10 protein-coding genes and 1 tRNA gene are annotated in these 12,230 nt (G+C 61.6%); all 11 read left to right on the top strand.

Going from position 1 to position 12,230, the window contains the following annotated elements; all coding sequences use genetic code 11:
* Positions 1–180 precede the first annotated feature (180 nt).
* Positions 181–2,799, top strand: a complete 2,619-nt coding sequence (locus tag AC1RDQ_RS19595; RefSeq protein ID WP_492587923.1) for a motility hub landmark protein FimV — start codon at positions 181–183, stop codon at positions 2,797–2,799.
* A gap of 281 nt (positions 2,800–3,080) precedes the next feature.
* Positions 3,081–3,905 (top strand): tRNA pseudouridine(38-40) synthase TruA, encoded by an 825-nt coding sequence (gene truA / locus AC1RDQ_RS19590; RefSeq protein WP_032829430.1) that lies wholly within the window; start codon positions 3,081–3,083, stop codon positions 3,903–3,905.
* A gap of 63 nt (positions 3,906–3,968) precedes the next feature.
* The gene (locus AC1RDQ_RS19585; RefSeq protein ID WP_492587922.1) at positions 3,969–4,595 is read left to right on the top strand and encodes a phosphoribosylanthranilate isomerase; all 627 of its coding nucleotides are present in this window, start codon (positions 3,969–3,971) and stop codon (positions 4,593–4,595) included.
* Between the two features lie 191 nt (positions 4,596–4,786).
* Positions 4,787–5,707 (top strand): acetyl-CoA carboxylase, carboxyltransferase subunit beta, encoded by a 921-nt coding sequence (gene accD / locus AC1RDQ_RS19580; protein ID WP_492587921.1) that lies wholly within the window; start codon positions 4,787–4,789, stop codon positions 5,705–5,707.
* Positions 5,704–7,011: a bifunctional tetrahydrofolate synthase/dihydrofolate synthase gene (gene folC / locus AC1RDQ_RS19575; RefSeq protein ID WP_492587919.1), complete on the top strand. Its 1,308-nt coding sequence runs from the start codon at positions 5,704–5,706 to the stop codon at positions 7,009–7,011. The genes accD and folC overlap by 4 nt, the downstream gene beginning before the upstream one ends.
* A complete protein-coding gene (locus AC1RDQ_RS19570; protein ID WP_057715569.1) occupies positions 6,995–7,663 on the top strand; it encodes an SPOR domain-containing protein in 669 nt (222 codons plus the stop codon). The genes folC and AC1RDQ_RS19570 overlap by 17 nt, the downstream gene beginning before the upstream one ends.
* A 98-nt stretch (positions 7,664–7,761) precedes the next feature.
* Positions 7,762–8,322 (top strand): CvpA family protein, encoded by a 561-nt coding sequence (locus AC1RDQ_RS19565; RefSeq protein WP_007975669.1) that lies wholly within the window; start codon positions 7,762–7,764, stop codon positions 8,320–8,322.
* Positions 8,323–8,363: 41 nt separating this feature from the next.
* On the top strand, positions 8,364–9,869 hold the full coding sequence (gene purF, locus AC1RDQ_RS19560) for an amidophosphoribosyltransferase (RefSeq protein ID WP_007975670.1): 1,506 nt from the start codon (positions 8,364–8,366) through the stop codon (positions 9,867–9,869).
* An 81-nt stretch (positions 9,870–9,950) separates the two neighbouring features.
* On the top strand, positions 9,951–11,162 hold the full coding sequence (locus AC1RDQ_RS19555) for an O-succinylhomoserine sulfhydrylase (protein ID WP_057715568.1): 1,212 nt from the start codon (positions 9,951–9,953) through the stop codon (positions 11,160–11,162).
* Complete coding sequence (locus AC1RDQ_RS19550; protein WP_090454230.1) at positions 11,159–11,935, top strand: SDR family oxidoreductase; 777 nt, start codon at positions 11,159–11,161, stop codon at positions 11,933–11,935. Before AC1RDQ_RS19555 ends, AC1RDQ_RS19550 begins: the two co-directional genes overlap by 4 nt.
* A 218-nt stretch (positions 11,936–12,153) precedes the next feature.
* Positions 12,154–12,229, top strand: a tRNA-Val gene (locus AC1RDQ_RS19545).
* The last annotated feature ends 1 nt before the right edge of the window (position 12,230 follow it).

Genomic DNA, 12,230 nt, shown 5'->3' with positions numbered 1-12,230 from the left:
TGATTCCGCACGAGCCTATGCTTGCCGGAGTGCTGAAGGCAGAGCCACTCTGCGGGGCTTTGCCGGGCATCAATGAAATGACCGCGCGCGACGACCCTCGCCGTTGCGTGCAATGCCTTACGGCAGCGACTATCAATACCTTCTCGCTGGCCGAGGAATGTTCAAACTAAGGATGAGCTAATGGTTCAAGTTCGCAAACTGGTGTTAGCAATAGCGGCCGCCTCGGCGCTGTCCTCCGGTATGGCGCATGCCCTCGGGCTCGGGGAGTTGACCCTGAAATCCACGCTCAACCAGCCGTTGGTGGCGGAAATCGAGCTGCTCGATGTCAAGGATCTCACCGCCGCCGAAGTGGTACCGAGCCTGGCCTCACCAGACGATTTCGCCAAGGCCGGTGTCGACCGCCAGGCGTTTCTCAACGACTTGACCTTCACCCCGGTGCTCAACGCCAGCGGCAAAAGCATCCTGCGCGTGACCTCCAGCAAGCCACTTTCCGAACCCATGGTGAAGTTCCTGGTTCAGGTCATGTGGCCGAACGGCCGCTTGCTGCGCGACTACAGTGTGCTGCTCGATCCGTCCAAATTCTCGCCGCAAACCACTGAAGCGGCTGCACAGCCGACGTCGACGGTTGCCGCGCCCGTCACCGGTGCGACCAAACCGTCCCAATACACCACCACGCCGCGCGATACCTTGTGGGAAATCGCCGCAAAGGCGCGTAATGGCGGCTCGATCCAGCAAACCATGCTGGCCATCCAGGCGTTGAACCCGGATGCCTTTATCGACGGCAACATCAATCGCCTGAAAACCGGCCAGGTGCTGCGCATGCCGGACCAGGCGCAGAGCACTGGCCTGCCGCAAGCCAAGGCCATTGCCGAAGTGGCCGCACAGAACAAGGCCTGGCGCCAGGGTCGCCGCTATGTGGCAAAACCCGGGGCAGGGCAGCAACAGCTCGACGCCACCAATCGCGCTCGTACCGAGGGTGCTCCGGCGCAAGCGGCCACCGACAAGTTGAGCCTGGTGTCTGCCGAGTCCGGCAAGAACCCTGGCAAAGGGGCTGCCGGAGATGCCAAGGCCCTCAGCAACAAGCTGGCGGTGACCCAGGAAAGCCTCGACACCAGTCGTCGTGATAACGCCGAACTGAAAAGCCGCATGGCCGATCTGCAAAGCCAGGTGGACAAGCTGCAGCGCCTGCTCGAGTTGAAGAACAATCAACTGGCCAAGTTGCAAGCCGAGGGCGCTGCGGCTGCTCCAGCGGCTGCGACCGCGCCGGCAATGTCGGCCGAGCTGGCTGCCAACCCGGCGGCAGCGCCTGCATCGGCAGACGCTGCGCCAATGGTTACACCGCCCGAGGCGACACCGGCGCCGGTCGAGAAGCCCGCTGAGGCGACACCGGCGGCATCTGACGATCAGAAGTTCAATGAATTGCTGACCAATCCGCTACTGCTGGGCCTGGTCGGTGGCGGTGCGGTGATTCTCCTGCTCCTGCTGCTGTTGCTGGCGCGTCGACGCAAAGCCCAGCAAGCAGCCGAGAAACATCTGCGCATGGCCCGTGCCTTGGCCGAAGATCAGCCGTTCTCGGCCGATCTCGACTTGCCGGAAAGCAGCTTCGAAGGTCTGGAAGTTCCGCCGCCGAGCGTGAAACTGGCGACCGCCCCGACGCCTGCTCCCGCGCCAGCGCCGGTGGTTGCTCCGGTGGTGATGACCACGCCGATCGCCGCACCATTGGTGGCGCCGGCTGCCGAGCGTTCCGACGACGTGCTGGGTCAGGCTCAGTCGCACATCAATGCCGGTCGCCTGAATCAGGCCGCCGCGTTGCTGGAGGACGGCGTCAAGCAAGAGCCCAAGCGCAGCGATCTGCGCTTGAAACTGATGGAAGTCTACGGCCAGCAAGGCGACCGCGATGCGTTCGTCGGCCAGGAGCGTCAGTTGGTGGCCAATGGCGACAACTTCGCCCAGGTTGAAAAACTCAAAAGTCGCTTCCCGGCCATGGCGCTGGTGGCTGCCGGTGGCATCGCCGCGGCCGCCGTTGCTGCCGAACTGGATGCGCAATACGTCAAGGAGCTGTTGCTCGATGAGCCGCAAGCACCGGCGCCAGAACCAGAACCAGCACCGTTCGAGGATGACCTCGACAGCGCTTTCGACCTGAGCCTGGATGATCTGGACGCGATTACGCCTTTGGCGCCTGCACCTGCACCTGCAGCGGAGCCTGAAGTGGCGGCGTTGCCAGACCTTGGTGAGTTCCCGCTGGACGACGATCTGAGCTTTGAGTCGGTGTTGCAGCAGCAGACAGAAATCAAGGAAAACCTCGACGATCTGTCGGACTTCGACCTCGACCTGGATCTCGGTGCGCAACCGTCGCCGGCGATGCTGGCTGAAGACGATTTCCTGCTGGATCTGGATGAGGGCGTGAAGGATTTCCCGGTTGCCGAAACCCCGGCTGTTCCTGAGGTCGCGCTGGATGATCTGGAGTTGCCGGCCGATTTCGATCTGTCGCTGGCCGAGGAACTGGACGCGCCGGATGCGTTCGCGGCAGAGCTGGATGATGTCAACGCCGAACTGGAGAGCTTGTCCAACAGCATCGGCGAGCCGACCTTTACCGAAGCTGATGCCGCGCTGGATAGCGATGATGACTTCGACTTCCTCTCGGGCACTGACGAAGCCGCTACCAAGCTCGATCTGGCTCAGGCCTATATCGACATGGGCGACAGCGACGGTGCTCGCGACATCCTCAATGAGGTGGTAAGCGAAGGCAGTGCCGAGCAGAAGAGTGAAGCCGAGGAGATGCTTTCGCGCCTGGCTTGATTGATCGGCAGGATGTAAAAAAAGCGGCAGCCCATTGAGGCTGCCGTTTTTGTTTGGCTCATTAATGGATGTTGTTTGCTCGGGCCTCATCTCGGGCAAGCCCGCTCCCACAGAGATTTATGTCGTTCACAAAACCTGTGGGAGCGGGCTTGCCCGCGATGAGGCCGGGACAGTCAATGGAGAACTCTCTGGCATCCCCGCCCGGCGGCCTTATAATGCCCGCCTTTGGTACATCATCAGGCTGTCCCTCCTTGGCAAATATAGATAACCCGGCCGCCGAAATGGCAGCCGACGGCTTTTTCCGGATCGCGCTGGGCGTCGAATACAAAGGCTCGCGCTACCGCGGCTGGCAGCGCCAGGCGTCCGGGGTGCTCACCGTGCAGGAAACCCTCGAAAACGCCTTGTCCAAAGTCGCCGACTCGCCCGTTTCGCTGATGTGCGCCGGGCGTACCGACGCCGGGGTGCATGCCTGCGGACAGGTGGTGCATTTCGACACTCAGGTCGAGCGCTCGATGAAGGCCTGGACCATGGGCGCCAACATCAACTTGCCCCATGACGTCAGTGTCAGTTGGGCCAAGGTCATGCCGGCGCACTTCCATGCTCGGTTCAAGGCCATTGCCCGGCGTTATCGCTACGTGATCTACAACGATCAGATCCGCCCGGCGCACTTGAACGAAGAGGTGACCTGGAACCACCGTCCGCTGGACGTCGAGCGCATGGCCGAGGCCGCCCAGTACCTGCTCGGCACCCATGATTTCAGTGCTTTTCGCGCCGGTCAGTGCCAGGCCAAGTCGCCGATCAAGGAATTGCATCACCTGCGCGTTACCCGTCACGGCAAGATGATCGTGCTGGATATTCGCGCCAGCGCCTTCCTGCATCATATGGTGCGCAACATTGCCGGTGTGCTGATGACCATTGGCGCCGGAGAGCGTCCGGTGGAGTGGATGAAAGAGGTGCTGGAGAGCCGGATTCGACGGACCGGTGGCGTGACCGCGCATCCATTCGGCTTGTATCTGGTTCAGGTCGAGTACCGTGACGAGTTCGAGTTGCCCGAGCGCTACATCGGTCCGCACTTCCTGACCGGCTTCTCGGAACTTGGCGGCTGACGCCCTCGAACGCTTTTGTTACCATCCGGGACTTTCCCGGATTTGTCTTGGAGTTGTATCGACATGTCAGCCGTTCGCAGCAAGATCTGTGGGATTACCCGCATAGAGGATGCGTTGGCAGCCGTCGAGGCCGGGGCGGATGCCATCGGATTCGTGTTCTACGCCAAAAGCCCCCGTGCGGTGACGGTCCAGCAGGCGCGCTCGATCATCAAGGCGCTGCCGCCGTTCGTGACCACCGTGGGCTTGTTCGTCAATGCCAGCCGTTGCGAGCTGGGGGAAATCCTCGACGCGGTGCCCCTGGACCTGCTGCAGTTTCACGGCGATGAAAGCGCGGCGGAGTGTGAGGGTTGGCACCGCCCGTACATCAAGGCGCTGCGGGTCAAGGCGGGAGATGACATCGCAGCGGCCTGCGATGCTTATGCCAGCGCCAGCGGAATCTTGCTCGATACCTATGTCGAAGGCGTTCCCGGAGGAACCGGGGAGGCGTTTGACTGGTCACTGATACCGCAAGGCCTGAGCAAGCCGGTCATTCTGGCGGGCGGTCTGACGCCGGATAACGTCGCCGAGGCGGTTGCGCGCGTTCGGCCTTATGCCGTGGATGTCAGCGGCGGGGTTGAGGCGAGCAAGGGCATCAAGGATCACGCAAGGATTCAGGCATTTATCAAAGCGGTACGCGGTAGCACCCGTTGATGTGACGGCTGGCAGTCTGCCGCCGTCCACTGCACTGTACAAAACGGCTGAGGGTTATGGAGTGGTACGCAGGTCACGTTTCGCTGACCCGGCCATTCACTGATCATCGCCGCACACATGAATTTAGCGCTAGGGCATACACGGGGCCGCGAACCAGAGCGTTCGGGCCGCCGGTACTGGAGAAAGAAAGCATGAGCAACTGGTTAGTAGACAAACTGATCCCTTCGATCATGCGTTCCGAGGTCAAGAAGAGCTCGGTGCCTGAAGGTCTTTGGCACAAATGCCCGTCTTGCGAGGCTGTGCTGTATCGTCCGGAGCTGGAAAAGACCCTGGACGTTTGCCCCAAGTGCAACCATCACATGCGTATCGGCGCCCGCGCCCGTATCGACATCTTCCTCGATGTTGAAGGCCGTGCCGAGCTGGGTGCAGACCTGGAACCGGTTGACCGTCTGAAATTCCGCGACGGCAAGAAGTACAAGGACCGCCTGACCGCTGCACAAAAGCAGACTGGCGAAAAAGACGCACTGGTTTCCATGAGCGGCACTTTGCTGGGCATGCCGGTCGTGGTTTCGGCGTTCGAATTTTCCTTCATGGGCGGTTCGATGGGCGCCATCGTCGGTGAGCGTTTCGTTCGCGCCGCCAACTTCGCCCTGGAAAAACGTTGCCCGATGATCTGCTTCGCCGCTTCCGGCGGTGCGCGGATGCAGGAAGCGCTGATTTCCCTGATGCAAATGGCCAAGACCTCTGCGGTGCTGGCCCGTCTGCGTGAAGAAGGCATCCCGTTCATCTCCGTGTTGACCGATCCGGTCTACGGCGGCGTTTCCGCCAGTCTGGCGATGCTGGGCGACGTGATTGTCGGCGAGCCGAAGGCGTTGATCGGTTTTGCCGGTCCGCGCGTGATCGAGCAAACCGTGCGCGAAAAACTGCCGGAAGGCTTCCAGCGCAGCGAGTTCCTGCTGGAGCACGGTGCCATCGACATGATCATCGACCGTCAGGAGCTGCGTCCGCGTCTGGGCAACCTGCTGGCGCAAATGATGGGCCTGCCGACGCCGAAGTTCGTTGCTGCCCCTATCGAGCCGATCGTGGTTCCACCGGTACCCGCCAGCCTATGACCCAACGTACCCTTGGCGAATGGCTCGCCTACCTTGAACAGTTGCACCCTTCAGCCATCGACATGGGCCTGGAGCGGTCGCAGCAGGTAGCGTCCCGTATGGGACTGGGCAAGCCGGCGCCTCGGGTGATCACGGTCACCGGGACCAACGGCAAGGGTTCCACCTGTGCGTTCGTGGCGTCCTTGCTGCGGGCCCAGGGCTTGAAAGTGGGGGTGTACAACTCCCCACACCTGCTGCGTTATAACGAGCGGGTAACAGTCAATGGCGTCGAAGCCACGGATGCCGAGCTGTGCGAGGCCTTTGCCGCGGTAGAGGCCGGGCGCGGCGACACGTCCCTGACTTACTTCGAATTGGGCACCCTGGCAGCATTCTGGCTGTTCCAGCGCTCCGGGCTCGATGCAGTGGTGCTGGAAGTCGGTCTGGGCGGTCGTCTGGACACGGTCAACGTGGTGGACGCCGACATGGCGCTGGTCACCAGTATCGGTGTCGATCATGCGGATTACCTCGGTGATACCCGGGAGTCCGTGGCCTTCGAGAAGGCCGGTATTTTCCGTCAGGGCGCGCCTGCGCTCTGCGGCGATCTGAATCCGCCACAACCTCTGCTGGACAAGGCGCGCGAGCTCAATTGCCCGTTTTTCCTGCGTGGGCGCGATTTTGACCTCGGTGTGACCGATCACAACTGGCAATGGCGCGGTGTCGATGGGCAAGGGCGCGTGGTGGAGCTGCGCGACCTGCCACTGCTCGATCTACCGATGGAAAACGCCGCGCTGGCGTTGCAGGCTTACCTGCTGCTCGGCTTGCCTTGGGCGGATGCGCAGATTATCGAGGCGCTACGGGCCACCCGGGTGGTCGGTCGCCTGGATCGCCGTGAGTTCGAGTGGCAAGGCAAGCGCTTGAATCTATTGCTGGATGTGGGGCATAACCCCCATGCGGCGGAGTATCTGGCTCGTCGCCTGGCCAGCCGCCCGCCGGTCGGCAAGCGTCTGGCGGTGTTCGGGTTGCTGGCGGACAAAGACCTGGGTGGTGTTGTCGGCGAATTGAATGCTAGTGTCCAGCACTGGGCTGTCGCACCTCTGGATTCGCCTCGGGCGCGTTCGGTTGCGGATTTGCACGCCGCGTTGCAAGGTCTTGGTGCGTCGGTCACGTCATACGACAGTGTCGCGGCCGCCCTGGAAGGGCAGTGCGCGCAGGCCACGAGCGACGACGAAATCCTGTTGTTCGGATCATTTTATTGTGTCGCCGAGGCCCTTGAATGGCTGGCCCGGCGCTCCACGGAGGAAGCGGCAAATGGCATTGCTGGATAAGGCATACAAGCAGCGCATGGTTGGCGCCCTGGTGTTGGTCGCGCTGGCGGTGATTTTTTTGCCGATGCTGTTTTCCCGCCAGGACGAACAGCGCCAGGTGACGGTCGAAGCGCCCGCGGCTCCGCAGGCGCCGGCGATGCCCCAGGTACAGGTCGAGCCCGTGGCGGTGCCTGAGCCGCAAGCCCTGCCTCAGGAGCCCGTGCCGAGCGATGACGAAATCGCCCAGCAGGAATCGGCGGTGCCAGCTGTTCCGGTGGCTCCAGCGCCTGCGGTTCCAGCGCCAGCAGCCAAGCCGGCTGCACCCGCGCCGGTCCCGGCTTTGGCGGCTAAGCCTGCAACGGCGCCTGCCCAGCCGATCACCGCGGCACCGGGCAAGCCGGACACCACGCAAAGCCGTGTCGATGCCAATGGTTTGTCTGTCAGCTGGTCGGTGCAACTGGCCAGCCTGTCGAACCGCGAAAGCGCGGAAAAACTTCAGAAAACCCTGCGCAGCCAGGGTTACAACGCCTACATCCGTACCGCCGACGGCAAAAACCGGGTGTTTGTCGGGCCGCTGATCGAGCGTGCCGAAGCCGACCGACTGCGTGACTTGCTCAACCGCCAGCAGAACCTCAAGGGGTTTGTGGTGCGCTTTCAACCGGAACGTGGCTAAAACTATCGCCCCGATATGAAATGCACTGACAATCGCAGCTTACCGATAAGCATGGGCTCTGCTAAAATGCGCCGCCTTATCCGTCTGTAGGCTGCACTGTGCCATTTACCTGGGTTGACTGGGCGATCGTTGCAATCGTCGCCATCTCCGCATTGATCAGTCTGAGCCGCGGCTTCGTCAAGGAAGCGCTGTCGCTGCTGACCTGGATCATCGCAGGAGTCGTAGCCTGGATGTTCGGTGGCTCACTGTCCGAGTACCTCGGCGGGTACATTCAAACGCCATCGGCACGTATAATAACGGGCTGTGCCATCATGTTTGTCGCCACTTTAATCGTAGGCGCAATGATCAATTATCTTATCGGCGAACTGGTTCGCGTCACCGGGCTCTCCGGGACCGACCGATTCCTCGGCATGGCCTTCGGCGCCGCGCGTGGCGGGTTGCTGGTGGTTATCGCCGTCGGGCTGTTGAGCCTGGGGCCGGTACAGCAGGACGGGTGGTGGAAAGAGTCACAGCTCGTGCCAAAATTTCTATTGGTTGCAGACTGGTCCAAAAACCTGATCCTCGGGTGGAGCAGTCAGTGGCTTGCCAGCGGAATCAGCGTACCCGCTGATATTCCGTTCAAGGAGCAACTCTTGCCGATGGCCAAAACGCCTCAGTGAGTAGTGCTCAGTTCAGATCCATTAAGTAGGGGTTGCGTCGCATGTGTGGCATCGTCGGTATCGTCGGTAAGTCGAACGTCAATCAGGCGCTGTATGACGCGCTAACCGTCCTCCAGCACCGCGGCCAGGACGCTGCCGGTATCGTGACCAGCCATGATGGCCGGTTATTCCTGCGCAAGGACAACGGCCTGGTGCGTGACGTGTTCCAGCAACGTCACATGCAGCGCCTGGTCGGTCACATGGGTATTGGCCATGTGCGTTATCCAACCGCGGGCAGCTCGACGTCGGCTGAAGCTCAACCGTTTTACGTCAACTCGCCTTACGGCATCACCCTGGCGCACAACGGTAACCTGACCAATGTTGAACAACTGGCCAAGGAGATTTACGAATCTGACCTGCGCCACGTCAACACCAGTTCCGATTCGGAAGTACTGCTCAACGTGTTCGCGCACGAACTGGCCCAGCGCGGCAAGTTGCAGCCGACCGAAGAAGACGTTTTCGCCGCCGTCACCGACGTGCACAACCGTTGCGTCGGTGGTTATGCCGTCGTAGCGATGATCACCGGCTACGGCATCGTCGGTTTCCGCGACCCGCACGGCATCCGCCCGATCGTTTTCGGCCAGCGTCACACCGACGAAGGCGTCGAGTACATGATCGCCTCGGAAAGCGTTTCCCTGGACGTGCTCGGCTTCACCCTGATTCGCGACCTGGCTCCGGGCGAAGCGGTCTACATCACTGAAGAGGGCAAGCTGTACACCCGTCAGTGCGCGACCAACCCGTCCCTGACCCCGTGCATCTTCGAACACGTCTACCTGGCGCGTCCGGACTCGATCATCGACGGTGTTTCGGTCTACAAGGCCCGTCTGCGCATGGGCGAGAAACTCGCCGAGAAGATCCTGCGCGAGCGTCCGGATCACGACATCGACGTGGTCATCCCGATTCCGGACACCAGCCGCACCGCGGCCCTGGAGCTGGCGAACCACCTGGGCGTGAAGTTCCGCGAAGGCTTCGTGAAGAACCGCTACATCGGCCGGACCTTCATCATGCCGGGCCAGGCCGCGCGGAAAAAATCCGTACGCCAGAAGCTCAACGCCATCGAGCTGGAATTCCGCGGCAAGAATGTGATGCTGGTGGACGATTCCATCGTTCGCGGTACCACTTGCAAGCAGATCATCCAGATGGCCCGCGAAGCCGGCGCCAAGAACGTTTACTTCTGCTCCGCGGCGCCAGCGGTTCGCTACCCGAACGTCTACGGCATCGACATGCCGAGCGCTCACGAGCTGATCGCCCACAACCGTTCGACCCAGGACGTGGCAGACCTGATCGGCGCCGACTGGCTGATCTATCAGGACTTGCCTGACTTGATCGAAGCGGTCGGGGGCGGCAAGATCAAGATCGACAAGTTCGATTGCGCGGTGTTCGACGGCCAGTACGTCACCGGCGACGTCGACGAGGCTTATCTGAACAAGATCGAGCAGGCACGCAACGATGCCTCCAAGGTCAAGACGCAGGCAGTCAGTGCGATCATCGATCTGTACAACAACTGAGTAATTACCGGCCCTGAGGGGCCGGTTTTGTATCTGGCAAAAAGACTTTTATCTATCAAGAGCAAGGCAAGGAGTGACAGCATGAGTCAGGATTGGGATGCCGGTCGGCTGGACAGCGACCTCGAAGGCGTAGCGTTCGATACCCTGGCCGTACGTGCCGGTCAGCACCGTACGCCGGAAGGTGAGCACGGTGATCCGATGTTCTTCACTTCCAGCTATGTATTCCGTACCGCCGCCGATGCCGCCGCGCGTTTTGCCGGCGAAGTGCCGGGCAACGTCTACTCGCGCTACACCAACCCGACTGTGCGTGCCTTTGAAGAGCGCATTGCCGCGCTGGAAAGCGCCGAGCAGGCCGTGGCCACCGCGACCGGCATGGCCGCGATCATGGCGGTGGTGATGAGCCTGTGCAGCGCCGGCGATCACGTGCTGGTGTCGCGCAGCGTGTTTGGCTCGACCATCAGCCTGTTCGAGAAGTATTTCAAGCGTTTCGGTATCGAAGTCGATTACGTGCCCTTGGCGGACTTGTCCGGCTGGGACGCGGCAATCAAGGCCAACACCAAATTGCTGTTCGTCGAATCGCCGTCCAACCCGCTGGCCGAACTGGTGGACATTGCCGAACTGGCGAAAATCGCTCACGCCAAAGGCGCGATGCTGGTGGTCGATAACTGCTTCTGCACCCCGGCGCTGCAACAGCCGCTGAAAATGGGCGCGGACATCGTCGTGCACTCGGCCACCAAATTCATCGACGGCCAGGGTCGTTGCATGGGCGGTGTCGTGGCCGGTCGCGGCGAGCAGATGAAAGAGGTGGTTGGTTTCTTGCGCACCGCCGGGCCGACCCTGAGCCCGTTCAACGCCTGGATCTTCCTCAAGGGCCTGGAAACTTTGAACCTGCGGATGAAGGCCCATTGCGCCAACGCCCAACAACTGGCCGAGTGGCTGGAGCAGCAGGACGGTATCGAGAAAGTCCATTACGCCGGCCTCAAGAGCCATCCGCAGCACGAACTGGCGCTGCGCCAGCAGAAGGGCTTCGGTGCGGTCGTCAGTTTTGAGGTCAAGGGCGGCAAAGAGGGCGCCTGGCGCTTTATCGACGCCACGCGCCTGATTTCGATCACCGCCAACCTGGGTGACAGCAAAACCACCATCACCCATCCGAGCACCACCTCCCATGGTCGCCTGGCGCCTCAAGAGCGTGAAGCGGCGGGTATTCGTGACAGCCTGATCCGCGTTGCGGTCGGCCTGGAAGACGTGGCGGACCTGCAAGCCGATCTGGCACGCGGCCTGGCTGCGTTGTGATCGAGTTGTCTGCGCCGACCACTGGCTCAAATGGCCGCGTAGCGCTGGTGACCGGTGCTGCGCGGGGCATTGGCCTGGGGATTTCGGCCTGGCTGATCAGCGAAGGCTGGCAAGTCGTGCTGACGGATCTGGATCGGGAGCGCGGTTCGAAAGTGGCGAAAGTGCTGGGCGACAACGCCTGGTTCATCGCCATGGATGTCTCCAACGAGGGGCAAGTCGCGCTGGGCGTAGCCGAGGTGCTCGGTCAGTTCGGGCGCCTGGATGCGCTGGTATGCAATGCAGCGGTTGCCGATCCGCACAACATCACCCTGGAAAGCCTCGACCTGGCTCACTGGAATCGGGTGTTGGCGGTGAACCTCAGTGGGCCGATGTTGCTGGCCAAGCACTGTGCACCGTACCTGCGCGCTCACAGCGGCGCCATCGTCAATCTGGCCTCGACCCGCGCCGGGCAGTCGGAGCCCGACACAGAGGCCTATGCGGCGAGCAAGGGCGGTTTGTTGGCCCTGACGCATGCGTTGGCCATCAGCCTTGGCCCGGAGATCCGGGTCAATGCCGTCAGTCCTGGCTGGATCGATGCGCGCGACCCCTCGGTGCAACGTGCCGAACCCTTGACCGAGGCCGATCATGCCCAGCATCCGGCGGGCAGGGTGGGGAAGGTCGAGGATGTCGCGGCGATGGTGGCCTGGCTGCTGTCGAGGAATGCCGGATTTGTCACCGGCCAGGAATTCGTGGTCGATGGCGGCATGACCAAGAAGATGATTTACAGCGAGTAAGCTCCGGGATTGATGTTGAATGTGCTGCTTTCGCGAGCAAGTCGAATCGTCGCACCGCCGCTCCCACATTTGGAATGCATTCCCCTGTGGGAGCGGGCTTGCTCGCGAAAGCGCACTTGCTGCACATACATAATTTTGTCTTTTTCAGAAAAACTTCAATCCTGCTATTGACTTAGGTTCGCTACCTGCGTAAATTTCGCGGCCTCGGAGATGCAAACGGGTGATTAGCTCAGCTGGGAGAGCGTCTGCCTTACAAGCAGAATGTCGGCGGTTCGATCCCGTCATCACCCACCAC

The organism is Pseudomonas sp. GW823-FHT02E01 (assembly GCF_058797535.1).
This window is presented reverse-complemented; position numbering and strand designations above follow the sequence as displayed.